The following is a 16289-nucleotide window of genomic DNA, read 5'->3' on the forward strand; positions in this document are numbered from 1 at the left end:
TTAACCCAATCGGTGGGGTCTTAGTTTTTCCTGACGCCCCTTTTCAAACCTGAAAAGTTTCCAATTATTCCGATTTAACCCAATCGGTGGGGAGTTCGTCTAGCAGCCCTTACCCAGTAAGGATTTCAGACTGCAAATCGACACACCTCTAAAAAACATTGTAAATCCTGTCGAAAATTTAGGAAAACACATACTTCAAACCCTTACACAGCAAGCAATCGACACACCTCAACGAAAAATATAGGGTTTCAGCGATTTGCCGAGGTGTGTAGATGAACTAGTAAAACTTCCTCTTCAATTCGCCTCAAACCTAGATGACGTAATAGTTTGGCGGTGGTTGAGGTGATTCACCTCCAATGGTTAACACTCTCTCAACAGCTTCTTGAGATATCCAATAAAATCGGACATCATCTTCCACTGGTTTCACTAATTTTTTCACCTTTTCATAAAGTTGTCGCATTTCCTCCAAACTTAAAAAACATTCAAATACGGAAAACTGAACTCTTCGCCCATATCCCTCTAGAAAATTGGATAACTTAGTTCGCCTCTTATCATTAGGAATATCATAAACAACAACGACTAGCATTGAGATACTTAGAAAGTATAAATTAATGAAAGTATAAGTTATTTTACTAAAAATCCATAATCGATTGCCATTCAAAATTATTGACAAAATATGCTAGTTTAGCCTGTGCTTGTAGACAATAACCCCAACTTTGAGAAAAGTCGGGTTTATTCCTTCTGTGTAAAATAATTAAGCAGGTCTTAAAAATGCTTCGTAGGGAATTTCTGATAGTAAATGACGCTTATAACGTCTGACTTGTAATTGAATCGCATGACGATAGGTAACTTGAGATTGCAAATCTGGATGAGATGTTTCCTCATTCATACGGGCTTCAAACTGTTTTAGAAAAATTCGCCTAGAAGATTGATTTAAATACACTCCTCCCGTACTCGACAATATATCAAAGTCTTGAGTTTTAAACACAACGTTATTGACAATTTTTAAAACTAAACTATCGACAATAACAGACCTAAATTCCTCCATAAGGTCAAAAGCTAAATAAGGCTTTTGCCTTTCTCCATAGTGAAAATTACCAATATAAGGAGAAAGCCCTTCGGCAATAATAAAACTCAAGACATTATTAAACAAAAGAGTATACCCAAAACTTAATAAAGAATTTATCGGATCGGTAGGCGGTTGACGATTGCGAATAGAAAACTCAAAATGGGGGTTAGTAATTAACTCACCAAATGCTGGAAAATATCGAGCGGCTGTAATCCCTTCATAACCGCGTAGAGAATCTAAATCATCAACTAGATTTAGAGAATCAATATCTTGACTAATACCATATATTGCCTTTTCAACTGCTGCAATTTTCCGTCTGCGGTTAAATCGCATTAATAGCTGCTTAGAATTGATTAATTTTCCGTAAACAATTGCTTTTGATACATAAAATTGAAATTCGTTATTGTTCCGTCTTTCCATTTGTACTAAATGATTATCAAGGTTTGTTGACTCTTCACTTGCTAAATGTCCGTGATATTGACCCGATTGATTTAGAAATAATACGGCTATTTTTTCTTGTAAGCAGGCGTTAATCACAGGAGTGGAGAGTTGAATATTGCCAAAAATCATAATTTGCTCGACTTCTCTAATTGGGATTTCGAGTTTTGGCTTTTCGCTGACATGAATAACAAAACGTTGATAGTCTTTATAAATACTCGTTCCTTGTTCAATCAAATAAATTGCAGCCATTTCCCGATTCCAAATGTTCTTTTGTAGAGGACTGTATCGATCGCTGTTATCTTCTAAAACTACTTCGGTGTCTGTCTCTGATAGAAAGGGTTGATGTAGAAATGCAACATTGCGTTGCTGTTCTGGAAACTGTTGTTCTAAAAACTCTTCTGTTTCTAGCTCTGTTTCTATTTCTATTATCTGTTGTTCTGGTGATAGGATAGTGGCAGTTTTTTTTTACGTTTATTTTGCCGTGACGGTTGTTCGGCTTCGGATTTTAATTTTGGTCGATTTGTGTCTACTGGAAAAATAGCATTATCTAAAAACCCATGACCGAGAAAACAAAAACCTCGTTCAAAAGTGGTAATTTGAGTTTTCTCTGCATTAAGCGTCAAGCCCATGGAATCTAATAAATTAATAACTTCTATTTGGGCTTGTAAAATCTCTGTTTGAGTACGAGCTAAAACGAGAAAATCATCAGCATAGCGCACGAGTTGTAATTGACTTGCAGCGATCGCTTCGTCAAATTCATGTAAATAAATATTCGCTAATAAAGGTGAAATCACCGCACCTTGAGGAATCCCTTTTTGGGGTAAAACTAAACCTTCATTAGTTAAAACACCAACTGATATCCACGATTTTATCAAACATAAAATCCCAGGATGGTCGAGATACAACCGAACTTGTTGTAATAACCTAGAATGCTCTATGTTATCAAAAAACTTGGTAATATCAGCATCAAATACCCAACTATAACCATCATCCCGCAAATCGGCAACTTTTTCAACTGCATTGAGATAAGATAAATTAGGACGATAGGCAAAACTCACAGGAGAAAACTTTGCCTCCGTAATTGGAGCAAGCACATTTAATAACGCTTGCTGAACAATGCGATCGCGAACAGTTGGTATTTTTAATTCTCGCAAGTTTCCGTTTCTTTTAGGTATGATAACTTGTTTGCAAGGTTGTGGTTCGTAACCACCATTAGCGACAGCATCGCGTAATTGATAAATATTCATTGCTTGGTTGCGAGCGAAACCGTCGATAGTTTCCCCATCCATACCCGCACACCCGCGTTTTTCGGCTACCTTTTCCCAAGCACGTTGAAAATTGTGCAAAGCGAGAAACTCGCTGATGATTCTTTCCATTGGAACAAATTCGATTTTGGATTTGACGAACCAGGCTTTAGTTTAGTTTGTGCTTGGAAAGGCGAGTTTCCAAATAACAAGGTTTTTTAAAGGATGTTTTAAAAGTTTTGGGCGAATAGAATTCGCAACTACACAAACGAAGTTTGCCTACACAAACTAATCCAAGAATCAAGGTGAAACCCACGTAGGTGGGTTTTGCTTGTATAGCCGCGAATTCATTCGCAAAGGCAATCTCGGAAACGCGAGTTTCCATTGGGATGGTAAATTACAGCATCTTGAATTTTCAAGACTAGTCATTTATCCCAATGGAGTCAAGCCATGAAATTTAAAAATGCTCGTGGGAATTTAGCAGTCATTGCAATTATGACTATATTTTGTTTCAGTGTTTTCATTTATGGCTTCTATGCGAGTTATTACGGAGTCCTCCTTTTTCAACAAGGTGCATTCTGTTTTGTCCTTGGTTTGTTTTTCCTAATCTGTATTGGTTTACCAAGTCTTTACTGGGTTGTAACCACAACTTACAGATATTTTTCCGCAGTCCCAACGTACATCAATCAAAGAAACATACGGGTGATTAATCCATTTTTACTCGATGAGAAGGGACTCTATTCAAACGAGGAACAATGGTTATGTACCACAATTCGAGATATTGCGATCGCCGAAAAAATACCTAAGCCTCCTGTAGTCGGAATTGAATTGTGCGATGAGAACCCCAATGCTTACGCAGTAGGTGCAACCCGTTCCTACTCAATGGTGGTTGCAACGACGGGTTTAATGAAGCACTTAAAACGAGAACAGATTGCAGCAGTTATGGCTCATGAAATCGGTCATATTGCTAACTTAGATACCATGGCAAAAACCTTACTTTCAGCAGCTTGGAGTGGAGTCATGATGATACTATTTACACCGATGCTGCTCGTGGTGTGGTACTTAGGAAGATTTGTAGCGTTGCTAATGTTAGGTGCGGGTTTAATTTATGGCTTGTTCGGAAGTTGGCAAGAAGCGATGGGGTTTTTCACAGGTGTTATCATTTGGATTGTATTGATGCTATTACCATCAATGACCCAATTTTTGGTAACACTATTGACTTTTTGGCATAGTCGGTGGAGGGAGTATCATGCTGATGCGGTTGCAGCAAGACTGACGAGTGTTGATGCAATGGTATCAGCCTTAGCAACCCTCGATAGACTTCCGTTTCAACCACCGAAAAAAGACCGAGAACAAATGTCAACTCTATGGGTGCGAGTCCCAATCAAAGAAGAAACGGGTACTTTTCACTGGCTCAAACACACCCATCCACCAATTCACAAACGCATTGAAGCTTTGAGACGAGGAATTTATATTAAGTAAAAAATTGCTAATCAAAAATCTCCCAAAATTTCTTGTGGTGCGGGCTTCTAGCCCGCCACCTGTATAGGACGGGCGAGGACGCCCATCCCACAAGATTGGATAATTTATTTCTTGGAAATCCCGAATCAAAAACTGGAACGAGACGAAAGCAAGTAAAAATAATGTTCTAGATAACGTAATTCATACATAGGATTCTATCGTTATACATCTGCGGCCAGAATTGCGGCGATGTCATCATCGGTATAGTTTCCCCCTTGAGCGATCGCCTTCGTCACGTGCTCGCGCAGAACCGTTAGCGTAGAGACTGCCAGGTTTGTTTGTTGCTCTACCCGTGGTGAGAAGATGAGTTTATGTTTATTTCAATGTGCAGCTTGCTCGACTTTCCTCATCATGATAAAACTTATGTGTCTCGCGAATATTCTGAGCGATTTGTTCCCGTAATTCCATCGGTAATAAAACCTCGACATTTGCACCCCAAGCCAGTAAACGCATCATTACGTTATAATCGCGATCGCGATACATGACGGTGTAATATGCATCCTTGGGGTATTTATTCAAGATTCCATGTAATAATTTTGCTTCTCCATCGCTATTTGCATACTTGCGAATAACTTCTGCAACCTTGTCTAGCGATTTTATTCTGGTAAATGTGTCGTGGCGAACGGTATTTTGGATATAACGTCGGTGATAATCAGCATTAAATCGCAGGAGCATTAAGCGAGAAACGTTATTGACATCGAATCCCCAAGTCTTTGTCATTTCTACTTCAACGTCTTCTGGTTGAGGAAGTTTATTTGTTAAATATTTCTCTAATAATTCTGGAGGAATTATTCTGTCCGTCCAGTCAACAAAAAATAATGATTGAATTCTTTCTAAACGATAATTATACCAATTCACATCTCCACGAGGATTTACCCCATAAGCACAAAGATATTTTGCTCTTTGTACGTAATAAATACATACCGGATACACCAAACATTTTTTAGCACCTAAACGAGCGCTTGCATAGTTAAAGAATATTGGTTTAATCTCCTGCTCGTGCCAATTCTCTTGTAGTTGCTCTTGTAAATTATCAACATGAATTTGAAAATCTTCTGGTAAAATATAATCAATATGTAAAAATACCCGTCGAGTTCCATAAACTTCTGTAGAAATTTTATCAGCGATAGGTGCTAGTTTAGGGTCGAGAAAAGTCAGCATATCTAATGCTTGAGCTAAATCGGCGAGTTCGCTAGCATTTAATTCTGGAATAATGGTACTCGATACTTGTCTCTTGTTTGATACCTTTGTTGATATCCATTCAGGTAATTTTTTAACTCTATAGATAATATTATGTTTATGAAATAACGAAGTTTCGCATTTAAGACACTGTTTGGCTATCAGGAAATTCATGTCCGCCTGTAGTGTTTTCCGAACTTTGACAAATAAGCGATCGCGAATAACTTTAGTAATCGTTACTTCAGATATATAAATATTTTGCTGTAAATTTTCTAACCAATCATCTACGCTAAAATTGTAAAACCGCAACCAATCTACAGTTGTTTTATAACAAGGACAGAGTAGATGATGAGGTCTTAAGATTTCGTCATTTTTCTCTAGTAAATTCCCTAGTGGGTGTCCCGATTGAAATGATGGTTGTAATTTTAATAAGTCTTGGTTAAAAAAAATTTGACTCCATTGATTAAATGTCAATCCACTCCTTCGCTCGCAGTCAAAATCATGACTTTCTTCTCCATAAAACCAATTGATTAAAACCCATCGTCGCATTGCTGTAATTAAGTTTTGACATTGGTTGAGAGAACCATCTACTAATCGTTGAAGAATGAAGAAGTGAGGAAACAATTGGAATTTAGGCATTGTAGAGTCCTGATATTATGTATGCGATCGCATCTATCTACTCAAACAATCAAATCGCTGAAACCTTGTAAATCATAATCAACTAACGCTCAAAAAGTACAATCATAAGCTTTCACAATTCCCGTACCAATTTCTTTCACTTTATTGACTAACTCCGGTGGTTCTATAACTTTTACGTTTCCACCAAAACCTACAATCCATCGCCATAAATCAAAATCATTCAAAGACCACTTTGGTAGTATGACCTGAAAACGATTGGGAAATAGTTTATCTCCTGTTTTATCTTTAAAACAAAATATTGATGGGGGAAGTTTTTGTTTCATACTGGACTCCGGACAGTACATTTTTATCCGTGCAAACCGCTTTGTTCCTTCCATGATAAATTTGTATACTGCGTCATTGAACCAAAGTTCTACTGTCACGCAAACTTGGGAACGCTTCTTTTTATCTTGGTTGAGAAACTGGCGTTGGTCAGCAACACTGTAACCTAAAAATAATCCCGCACCGGCTTTTAACAAAGTTTGCAATCGCTGTAAAGATTTTTCTTGTTCAGGTCGCGATCGCACTTGGTTCTGCGTTCGACCTAAAAACAGACGATCCAACCTCTCAAATCTGAGCAATCCAGGTTCTTTCCCACCAACGCACTCATAACCCAAGTACCAAGCCAGGTTATGAAAAACAATTTGCAAGGGATAGACTAAGAAAAAACTTTTTTCATCTCCTGCATAGCGACCGCCATCAGTGAAGCGATTTAATTCGAGCAATTGACCGCTCGCGATCGCTTCTTCTAATTGTGACTGCAATTGCTTATTTGCCAATGCATCGCTGTGTAAATACTGGTTGTTAATAATAGAATGGTGAGCAATAGACCGAACTGGATACAGATTTTCGCTAGCATTCAGCAGTTTAGTCTGTATCATTCGTTGCCTAAACTCTTCATAAAAATCTAATAATATTGGGTCATCAAGACTCTTAGCTTGTGACTGGAGCATTTCAAAAACCTTAATTAATTCTTGTTTGGAAAGAATTCCCGTACCAGAAAAATAACCATTTCGCATAGGAAAATCAGGTAATATCTTATAGGGTTTAAGAATTTTCTCAATATCTTTGCGGAGAGTTGCCAAACCATCTCCGTAAATAACTCCGGCTTGCACGAGTGCGTTTGCTAAGGTTGATAAACTTCCACCACTGGTATCGGGAAGGAAAGGATTGTGGAGTATAAATTGAATAATTCCCATCAACCGCTTGAAGGGTTCGAGATCGGAGTATGGATGAGTAGATGTTATGGGTGAGTCGTCAGCAGGACTTTCTACTGTTAACTGTTCATTGTAGGTAATGACTCCATTCTTTCCGAGCCACTGTAAATCGGCTGCGATCGCATCTTCACAAGCATAGATTTGACCGCGCTTTTTTGCCATAATAGCTGCTATTTCAGCAATATCACTATTAAAATCTGGTACGCAACCAAAAATAGACTCTAGCAAACTGGAATTGGTTGCATGCAAGTTACCAATACCGGGATACTCAATAATCAGGGAAATAAGATGTATTAAGCGGTCAAAATCAAGTAACTTGCTGTAACGATGGAAAACGATGTTGGCGTGTTGCGTTCGGTTCTTGTGGTTAATAATGCGGCGTTGCAGTTGGAGGCGCTGTTGAAGATGTTTTTGAAAAGTTTGAGTCTTAGGTTGAAATGCTGTCATATCAATTTTCTCAACAACTGCAAAACCTTCAGCAGCCAGAGGAGGAAAGTTATGCAGAGATTTGGACATACTTTCAATTATCTCCTGGGGGACAACGCGATCGCGCTTTTGATTCCGCTCCATGCATATATTTATAGGTGTATCTAAGTACCACGCTACCCAAGTAGGATTTTGTAGAGGCTCGATCGTTGAAACCTTTTGCAAGAAATCCATCCGAAAGCTACGTTTGCAGTTCGTTGCATCATAAATGACACCCTTTTGAGATTGTAGGGCTGCGGAGATTTGTGCGATCGCCTCTGTTTCAACTTCACTCCACACGCCCTGTATGGTAGCATCACCATAGAGTTGAGCACGAATTTCGTCAGTGGAGACAATAATGTAATGACCATTATTTGCGAGTTCAAGCGCCAAGGTTGATTTACCGCTCCCAGGAACACCAATGAGGAAGTGACAGAGGTGCATAATTAGAATTGTAAAATTTGAGGATGAGTTTATCGTAGAGGTGCAGGAGAGTTTAGTCTAGAGTGTTCGTGCGAATGACAAATCACTCATCCACAAGAAACAGTTACATTTAGTGTTATTTTATAGTCAGAAGGTCAATTTCGCTCTACTTCTACAGGAGCAGAAGTCATAGCATTGACTCGCTCCCCAATTTGATAAGTCACAACTGCTTTGACTTTATCTGTACCCACATATCCTGTTTTATTTGTTAAATGGAATGCTTGCTCGGAATTTTCTAACGGACGCATTGTAATTTTTTGTGGAGAATAACTGAAGTGTTGCGATCGCCCATTACTCACATTGATAATTTTAATGTTTTGAATGGTAACTTGATAATTGGCTTCTAGAGGATTTTCTAAACGGAGAAAAACAGAAGCAAATCCAATGTCTCTGTTGGGAGTTGGTGGTTGTCCAATTGGTAGTGTTTTTTCTTCCCTAGCCAATAGAGTCACTCGTGTAATTTGTACGCTTTGAGATTGTTTAGTTTTTTCAGCAGCCATAACTAAGGATGAATTATATATGGGAGATGTGTGAAGTAAATTTACAAAAGGCTTGCAAAAATATGCAATTGCAAGCACACATGATAGCTTGAAAACAGATATTTTCATCTGATTAAATACCTCATTTTTGTGTCTTTGTGCGAGTTGCGATAAGCCGGGTACGGCTTGCGCTTCGCGAACGCTTCCCTCTTTTAACCTTTCAAAGAAATTGTTTGAGGGGTGATTAGCCCCGACAGCTAATCATGGGAAAACCTCTCTTCCCCTACTCCCTACTCCCTACTTAAGTTGTATAACTCCAACTAGCAAAACTTGCTTTTAATTCATTGAAAGAAAGTTTTACAGTACCGGGCTTGAATTTGTTTTCATAATCTCCTCCATCTAATCCCCAAGGGTTATAGAGAGTGAATTGCTGAGTAGAAGAGTCGTAGTTTGTGACAACATACACATGATTGGGAGCAATATTAGATGCAACTCCAGAATTATAAGAACTTACACCCATAAGGTTACCAGCCTTATAAGCGTTGACCATAGAGTTGAAATCTAAAGAACTGGAACTTGCATTACGTCCTGTAATGTGAGTTATAACTTTGTTATCAAAGCCAGATTCAATACCTAGATAGGAATTGGTATTATCTTGACCTATCCATCCAGACTCGTTGACTTGAGCATAGGCTTTTTCTGCTAGAGCCACCCACAATTCATTGGACGAATCATTGTAGTAACCTCCATTAGACTTAGCTTGTTGAGCATAAGCAAAAGTCCCTGATGAAGTTATTGGTAAATACTTGTCTACCGTTACATAATCAGCAACTCCATTATTATAAAAACGCACCGTATATGTACTGTCACCATTGTCTGTAAACATACTCTGAATTTTACTGGGTGAATGTAAAGCCACTTCAGCTAAACCAGCCATAAAGTAGCAGTCCCCAAGTGCGCCTTGGTTAACATCCTGATAACTCACACCATTTTGGAATAAAGAGCCACTAGCTTGTCGATAAGTGTAATTTACAGGGATTGTCGGGCGATCGCTACCCAAAAACCACTTACCAATGAGCTTTTCCATTTGGTCGCTAGTGCTACCAGCAGACAAATTCCCTAGATTTTGACCTTGATATTTTAGGTTAGCAGCATTACCATTAACAATCTTATTAGACAAGACACGAACATAGTCTGGCATATTAAAGCGATTAGCATTGCTGACAAGCGTGCGTAAGTCTTTTAATTCATGAGCATCAATGACATTACCATCTTTAGCATCGCGGAAAATCGCTATCATATCGTTACGATTGAACAGACTATCAGCAGCTAGCGCTCTTGCTTTTGTTATTAATTGTGAGTCGCTCAAATTTTGACTAAACCAATCAGTGGTTGGAGTAGAGCTATTACCATTACCAAACTCATTACTAGATTCAGCCGAATAACCTGTCACACCAAACCAATCAACAGGTTGAAACAATGAAGTTTCCCAAGTCATTTGAGTATATCCAGCCTCTACATTATTAAAATTAAAGCCTGTTATATCTTCACCTCTGTTAACTAGAACATAAGGATCGGAGCCTTCAATCAATGGTGTATACTCATCTATTGAAAAACTATTAAGCATTAAATTAGAACTGCTACGACCGCCAAAACTTAGGCTGTTTAAATTGTTAGGGTCTGACAGCCCAACTAAATCTTTATAGCTTTGCGTGCTAGCTGTCAGACCTAAACCTTGATTTAGCATGCGATCTGTACTATCAAGCTCAAACATACACAGATGCTCCTGTATTGCTAGTTGTTTAAAATGTTGGAAGTAGTAGCAGAAACACTTTTTGACAGCATTTTTCACCGTAAACTACACTGTTTGTAAGGGTGCGATGACTAGCGCCCCTACCACTGCGTTATTTAAAAAGGCTGTAAATGCTTCTGAGAGAATTTATCCTGACAACAACTAGACTACAGGCTCCAATGCGATCGCGTTACCCATTTTACGCGAATGAGAAATTTTTGTGGCTAAGCATTAAAACCCTCAAATACTTCTGAAGGTCTTACAAAAAAATCTAATGAGTGTGCTAATCAGTTAACCAAAAATATTTAGAAAGCTATATAATTCTATAGAAAGCACAGTAAAATCTATAGAAACTGAAAAAGTATTTAGCTATTGGAGAAGTCGCAAAACTCTGCATGAGTAAGAGTAGAAACTGTCAGAGATTGGAGCAACTCAGGAAAATCTGAAATCACAAATTCCAAATTTTCAGCTATTTTCAGTACGGGCGTCCTCGCCCGTACCACAAGATCCCGTACCACAAGAATATGATTCAGCGCGAATAGTCTTCCTGCAATTGCGAATTATTTTGGTCAGTAAAAGCTTTAAACTCAATAGCATCATGACTGCAAAAGAGTCGCACATCACTACCGCGATCGAGAGATAATGCTCGCAATCGTTTTTGATTGTAAAGGCGAGCCTCACGGTCTACTTCCATCAACCATTGATAAGCACGCATACCGGGCGTGCATTGTGGATTAGGGCTTCTCATTTCATGTCGATAAAAGTAGGCATCGCCTGCGTGTAAAAGCCAACCTTCGGATGTTTTGATGGCAATACCAGCATGACCGCGTGTGTGACCAGCAAGGGGGATGAGAAGAATTTCTGGTGGTAGTCCATCAAGGTCGCGTACTGCTTCAAAACCAAACCAAGGTTCGCCTTTTGCTGAATAATACTTCCATTGTTTTACTTCGTCCCATTGACCGGGACGATAGCGTTGCGATGAAATAAAGCCTCGCCGTTCCCGCGCTGCTTCAATCTCAGGAAGCATCACATGCACAGTAGCTTCTGGAAAATCTTCTAACCCGCCCGCATGGTCGAAATCAAGGTGTGTCAGCACTATGTGGCGAACATCACGGGGGTGAAAGCCTAACTGCTTAATAGCTGCGATCGCCGTATACTTCTCTTCAAACTGAATGCGATTCAAATTCATGAAGAACGGGCTGAGCCTTGATAATGGTGCTTTAATATCGCGCTGACCAAAGCCTGTATCTATGAGAACAAGCCCCCGATCTGTTTCGACAAGCAAGCAGTGACATACGAGGCTAGCGGTTAGCCCGCGACTAAAACCATCAAAGAGCGCCCCGCCAATCGGACACATACAACCGCAATTAAGATGATGAATACGCATAAATAACTCCACGCTCGTATAATCTCTCTTAAAAACGAAAAAGCGTGGAGAATCACCATACTTAGGGGTGAGAAAAACGCTCCGGATCTAACCCCACAGTGGATCTAGTTTTTTGTAGTGCTGGTCTCCTCGACTGCTTCTAACATAGGATGGGCGAAGGCGTCCATCCCCCGATATGGATAATTTATTTCCTGGAAGTTCCTAAACAACGGATGTTGCAAGAAACCAAATAGCCACACCCAAACCAACGACAGCTATGGTTGTGAAAACTGGATGTTTTGAAGCTTTCACGTATATGCTGCCCGATCTAATCCATCCTTGATGTGTTCCTCTTTCGTGCATACCATACCCAGCCCGATAAAGTGCGTTATCCTCTCTGTCTCGCGAGGGGCGATCGGACTGTTGGGAAGGAAACATCCATATCTCCATTAGCTTGTCCATCAGACGTGGAGATATGCCACCTAGTATGGCGAAGAACTTAGCTTGGAAACCAACGTACATATCCCGCTTCGGATGCTCTGCTGAATACAAAATCGCTTCAGCCACTGCTTCTGGTGGGTAAATCATACCGCGATGGGCTGGTTGTTTAGGCATATAACTGCGGGCATGCTCGTTATATGGAGTATCGATTCGTCCGGGATGAATTAACGTCACTGAGATAGGAGCCTTTTGAGCTTCCAACTCCATCCGAAGGGCATCTGTCCAGCCATGAAGTGCATGTTTTGAAGCTGAATAGGTAGATTGAACTGGTGTTGCTCGATCGCCAAAAAAGCTACCGATGTTTATCAGCGCCCCGCTCCTCCCGCGCTCCTTAAAGTGTTTGACAGCAGCACGCGAGCCATAAACGGTTCCCCAAAAGTTGGTATCGAACATACGCTTCATATCTGGAATTGAAACCTCTGTACAGAGACCAAAAATAGATACACCCGCATTGTTAACCCAGGTGTCGAAACCAGAGAACTCAGCGATCGCTTTTTCGGCTATGCGATTAACGTCTTCTTCTTTCCCTACATCAGCAACGACATAGATCGCCTGACCGCCTTTGCTGCGAATTTCGTCAACCAGCTGACGGAGAGCATCTTCATTACGAGCTGCAAGAACAAGCTTTGCACCCTTTTGTGCTGCCATTCTGGCAGTTACTAAGCCAATTCCACTAGAGGCACCGGTAATGACAATAACTTGGTTTCGGAGAGGTTTGAGTGAAATAGTCATAGCTTCTAACTTGAAACGAAATCTTTATATAGGAAACCTATATTTGTTCATAAATCAAACTAACCTTTAAAACTTTAACAAACCTCTTTTTGAAGAAGTAGATTGATGTTCAATCTACTTGTAATCGCAAATACAAATTAGTAGTAATCTTAGAACTGACAAAGAAACACGGGGACGCGGGGACATAGAGAAGTTTTTATTATGAGCAATTAGACGGACTTGATATAAGGCATTTTCAAACAACTCATTTAGCCTCCCAATTTTTTAGATCCTCCCAAATTCCCCTTAAAAAGGGGGACTTTAAGAGTATCGTAACTCCCTTGATTAAGCAAGGCTGTTTCATTCGCTTGGTTAGGGATTTTGTCAGTCACCTGTGGAATTATTGTCCTTGCTGAAGTTTCACTGCTCCTAAATTAACTGAAGGAGTATCAAGACCTCCTTCGGTTTTAGTCTCTGAAGGAAAACAGGAATTCTTTACATTAACAAGCTCTTGTGATGAACACGTCACATCCGGACCGAAAATTGAGTAACCGTAAATTGTCTGTCCTGGGCTCACAAGTTGGTTTGTTTTGATAACAACACCTCCAAGAGTTTGTCCTACAGGAACTGTTAGAGCAGGATTTTGAGCAGTTCCCGTCCCTCCATCAGCAATATTGTTGAGGAAATAGGTTTGAGGAATAGGTGTAACCAAAGGAACTTTTCCCCAAGTATTTACGGGTACTATGAAGACAGAACCGTAGCCTATTGGTTTACCAGAAGGACTCACTTTTGTTATTGCAGCAATTCCAAAACCATCGTGACCTGTGACTGCTCCTCTTTCAAGGACAACGAAGCCCGTATTGTCGTTAGCTTCGACAGAAGAATGCAAAATAAAGTCCACGCGCTCAATACTTGCGTTTCCGTTATAAAATGTACCGCCAACATTGGCTCCTATGTTGGTAAAAACGTTATCAAAGCCTGCAAGTATGTTATTCTCTGAAAACAATCGCTCTTGTGAAAGTGGGCCGAAAGCCAAAAATGTAAAGGTATTGTTGGAAGAGTTGAATGTACCAAAATACCAAGCTAACTGTCTGTCATCTGTATACGGTTTGCGGCGAACGTATACCTTTGCAGGTATGGCGTCATTTACAGTAGCTTTTCCTCCATTAAAGGAAAACTCAATAATGGATTGAGTTAAGCCCAGGAAATTTAGGTTGTAAGTACCACCTTCAAATTCACTATCACCTTTAACATCAGAAACAGAGTTGACAGAACCAGCTGTTGTTTTAACGGTAAGGGAGGTTATATCAGTACCTGTGAGTTGTTCCTGAGCCAGAGAACGGCTAGAAAAACAGCTCGCGAGTAAAACTGGGAACAAGCCAAGAAATAACAACACCCTAGTGCTCTTACAAATACGATCGCCAGAATAATTCATAACTTTCTCACTCTTCTACAAAGGTTGTTGAATTTGTCATTTACACAACACGAACAGAACTGATTCTACTATTACTCAGAAAATCTTCATTACAACTACGTATGCAACTTAGTCACCAAACACAATTAAGAATAAGGCACGTAATGAACGTTTAAACAAGTTATTTATAAATTTTTAATGAATTTTTCTTAGTTTACTCAAAAATATTTTGGTATAATATATTACTCTAATTTGTTTAAAAATAATAAGTAAGATAAGTAGGTTTTTTATATATAACGATTGTATTTGATGTGTGAAATATGTGTTTGGTAGGCATTACCCATCAAAAGCCTTAGTGGTGAGCATTGCCCACCCTACATGATTTAAAATTATTTATCAATAATTTAGGATTACTATATCTTCTATTCCGCGCAAACAGACTTACTCCTGACTTATATTTTCAGCTTGCTTTGTAGGAGTTGGTTCAAATATCAGATATGTCCCTCCCAAACCTTCTACAATTGTTCGCGTATTAGCAATCATCATTTTTTGATAAGTGTCTGCTTCTGTTCCCGGTTCGCCTAAACCATCAACAAACAATTGCCTTTCTGATACCTTTACATTTGCCTGTTCGGCAACAGTTGCGATCGCATTACTATTATTTGTTGCTTCAGTAAAAATTGTTGCTATCTGATTTTTCTTAATGTATTTAGCGAGTGCTTTTGTTCGCCTAGGAGTTGGCATACCATCAGGATTTGAACCTCTTAAAACAACTGCATACCTCAGTTCGTATGCTTTAGCATAATAAGCCATAGCATTACGAGTTGCAATCAATTTGCGGTGATTTTCAGGAATACTTTCAATCCGTGCTGCAATCCAAGTGTTCAACTGCTTTAGTTCTTGTTTGATTTTTTGTGCGTTGTTATCATATAGCGATGCATTTTCAGGAACCGTTTTACCTAAATTTCGACTGACAACATCTACCATACTGACAACATTTTTTGTATTGTGCCAAACATAAGGGTTAATTATCGTCTTTTTCTCTATCTTCAATTTTATTGGCTTAGAAACAGATCGCTGAGCCACTGCAACTCTCAACCCCTTATTATTACGCGATCTAATCAGTTGGACAAGATTTGGCTCTAGATCGTATCCATTGTATAAAATGAGTTGAGCTTGTGCGATCGCATCACCGTCTTCTGGTTTCGGTTCATAAACTACAGCGTTAGAATTTGGAGGTATCAAGCAAGTCAAATTGACTGTTTCTCGTGCAATTTGTTTGGTTAAGTCACACAAAATACTTGTTGTTGCTACAACTCTAGGGAGATTGTTGGTAAGTTCGTCAGATGTAGCTGTGTTAGCCGAAGAGATGTTTGTCACTTGACTTGGATTATTACACCCAAGGAATCCTAGAGTTAGAGCAATAAGTAACGTTCTTAAGGATTGAGTTAATAGTAACTTTTTTGACATAACAACTTTTTATATGCACTCACATAATATAGCAATTCCCACTTTCATAAAATGTGGGAAAAAAGAACTACTCCCTTCGGTACCATTCGATTACCATTACATGTAGGGTGGACAGTGCCCACCCTACGCTCTTATCGGTAATTTTAGAGCCCAAAGGGAGTAACCCTAGCCTATAGCGAACGGACGCGGATAAATTACCTCAGCAAACAAGGAACCGCTATAATAATGGCGCATTTTTAAGATAAAAGTTGTTTTCACG

The 16289-nt window shown here is 39.4% G+C and carries 12 protein-coding genes and 1 CRISPR repeat array (1 of these 13 cut by a window edge); of the genes, 1 reads left to right on the forward strand and 11 read right to left on the reverse strand.

The window, feature by feature from the left end; all coding sequences use genetic code 11:
• A CRISPR array of direct repeats spans positions 1-92; the repeat unit is 36 nt; unit sequence GTTTCCAATTATTCCGATTTAACCCAATCGGTGGGG; it begins 1029 nt to the left of the window's first position.
• Positions 93-310: 218 nt separating this feature from the next.
• The 3 genes from cas2 to ACKTT2_RS41890 all read right to left on the reverse strand — a co-directional run bounded on the left by cas2 (position 311) and on the right by ACKTT2_RS41890 (position 2886).
• Positions 311-586: a CRISPR-associated endonuclease Cas2 gene (gene cas2, locus ACKTT2_RS41880; RefSeq protein ID WP_407897692.1), complete on the reverse strand. Its 276-nt coding sequence runs from the start codon at positions 584-586 to the stop codon at positions 311-313.
• 168 nt (positions 587-754) lie between these two features.
• Positions 755-1759 (reverse strand): CRISPR-associated endonuclease Cas1, encoded by a 1005-nt coding sequence (cas1, locus tag ACKTT2_RS41885; RefSeq protein ID WP_407897694.1) that lies wholly within the window; start codon positions 1757-1759, stop codon positions 755-757.
• A gap of 176 nt (positions 1760-1935) precedes the next feature.
• Positions 1936-2886: a reverse transcriptase domain-containing protein gene (locus ACKTT2_RS41890; RefSeq protein WP_407897696.1), complete on the reverse strand. Its 951-nt coding sequence runs from the start codon at positions 2884-2886 to the stop codon at positions 1936-1938.
• Between the two features lie 318 nt (positions 2887-3204).
• Here ACKTT2_RS41890 and ACKTT2_RS41895 point away from each other — a divergent pair, with 318 nt between their 5' ends.
• Positions 3205-4236: a M48 family metalloprotease gene (locus tag ACKTT2_RS41895; protein WP_407897699.1), complete on the forward strand. Its 1032-nt coding sequence runs from the start codon at positions 3205-3207 to the stop codon at positions 4234-4236.
• Positions 4237-4590: 354 nt separating this feature from the next.
• Here ACKTT2_RS41895 and ACKTT2_RS41900 read toward each other — a convergent pair whose 3' ends face one another.
• The 8 genes from ACKTT2_RS41900 to ACKTT2_RS41935 all read right to left on the reverse strand — a co-directional run bounded on the left by ACKTT2_RS41900 (position 4591) and on the right by ACKTT2_RS41935 (position 16030).
• Positions 4591-6093, reverse strand: coding sequence for a TIGR03985 family CRISPR-associated protein (locus tag ACKTT2_RS41900; protein ID WP_407897701.1), 1503 nt, complete (start codon positions 6091-6093; stop codon positions 4591-4593).
• A gap of 89 nt (positions 6094-6182) precedes the next feature.
• The gene (locus ACKTT2_RS41905; RefSeq protein ID WP_407897703.1) at positions 6183-8258 is read right to left on the reverse strand and encodes an AAA family ATPase; all 2076 of its coding nucleotides are present in this window, start codon (positions 8256-8258) and stop codon (positions 6183-6185) included.
• 134 nt (positions 8259-8392) lie between these two features.
• Positions 8393-8797, reverse strand: coding sequence for a hypothetical protein (locus tag ACKTT2_RS41910; protein WP_407897705.1), 405 nt, complete (start codon positions 8795-8797; stop codon positions 8393-8395).
• Between the two features lie 280 nt (positions 8798-9077).
• A complete protein-coding gene (locus ACKTT2_RS41915) occupies positions 9078-10550 on the reverse strand; it encodes a C2 family cysteine protease (RefSeq protein WP_407897707.1) in 1473 nt (490 codons plus the stop codon).
• 547 nt (positions 10551-11097) lie between these two features.
• Positions 11098-11955: an MBL fold metallo-hydrolase gene (locus ACKTT2_RS41920; RefSeq protein ID WP_407897709.1), complete on the reverse strand. Its 858-nt coding sequence runs from the start codon at positions 11953-11955 to the stop codon at positions 11098-11100.
• Between the two features lie 201 nt (positions 11956-12156).
• Positions 12157-13167 (reverse strand): SDR family oxidoreductase, encoded by a 1011-nt coding sequence (locus ACKTT2_RS41925; protein ID WP_407897711.1) that lies wholly within the window; start codon positions 13165-13167, stop codon positions 12157-12159.
• 379 nt (positions 13168-13546) lie between these two features.
• Positions 13547-14581 carry a hypothetical protein gene (locus ACKTT2_RS41930; protein WP_407897713.1) on the reverse strand — a complete coding sequence of 345 codons (1035 nt, stop codon included), beginning with the start codon at positions 14579-14581 and terminating at the stop codon, positions 13547-13549.
• 420 nt (positions 14582-15001) lie between these two features.
• A complete protein-coding gene (locus ACKTT2_RS41935; protein WP_407897715.1) occupies positions 15002-16030 on the reverse strand; it encodes a metal ABC transporter solute-binding protein, Zn/Mn family in 1029 nt (342 codons plus the stop codon).
• Positions 16031-16289 lie beyond the last annotated feature (259 nt).

This window comes from Scytonema hankhaensis NUACC26 (assembly GCF_045865695.1).
GTDB lineage: Bacteria > Cyanobacteriota > Cyanobacteriia > Cyanobacteriales > Nostocaceae > Scytonema.

Coding starts and splice junctions, on each gene's coding strand:
- cas2 (WP_407897692.1), bottom strand. CDS start 586: ATGCTAGTCGTTGTTGTTTATGATATTCCTAATGATAAGAGGCGAACT.
- cas1 (WP_407897694.1), bottom strand. CDS start 1,759: ATGGCTGCAATTTATTTGATTGAACAAGGAACGAGTATTTATAAAGAC.
- ACKTT2_RS41890 (WP_407897696.1), bottom strand. CDS start 2,886: ATGGAAAGAATCATCAGCGAGTTTCTCGCTTTGCACAATTTTCAACGT.
- ACKTT2_RS41895 (WP_407897699.1), top strand. CDS start 3,205: ATGAAATTTAAAAATGCTCGTGGGAATTTAGCAGTCATTGCAATTATG.
- ACKTT2_RS41900 (WP_407897701.1), bottom strand. CDS start 6,093: ATGCCTAAATTCCAATTGTTTCCTCACTTCTTCATTCTTCAACGATTA.
- ACKTT2_RS41905 (WP_407897703.1), bottom strand. CDS start 8,258: ATGCACCTCTGTCACTTCCTCATTGGTGTTCCTGGGAGCGGTAAATCA.
- ACKTT2_RS41910 (WP_407897705.1), bottom strand. CDS start 8,797: ATGGCTGCTGAAAAAACTAAACAATCTCAAAGCGTACAAATTACACGA.
- ACKTT2_RS41915 (WP_407897707.1), bottom strand. CDS start 10,550: ATGTTTGAGCTTGATAGTACAGATCGCATGCTAAATCAAGGTTTAGGT.
- ACKTT2_RS41920 (WP_407897709.1), bottom strand. CDS start 11,955: ATGCGTATTCATCATCTTAATTGCGGTTGTATGTGTCCGATTGGCGGG.
- ACKTT2_RS41925 (WP_407897711.1), bottom strand. CDS start 13,167: ATGACTATTTCACTCAAACCTCTCCGAAACCAAGTTATTGTCATTACC.
- ACKTT2_RS41930 (WP_407897713.1), bottom strand. CDS start 14,581: ATGAATTATTCTGGCGATCGTATTTGTAAGAGCACTAGGGTGTTGTTA.
- ACKTT2_RS41935 (WP_407897715.1), bottom strand. CDS start 16,030: ATGTCAAAAAAGTTACTATTAACTCAATCCTTAAGAACGTTACTTATT.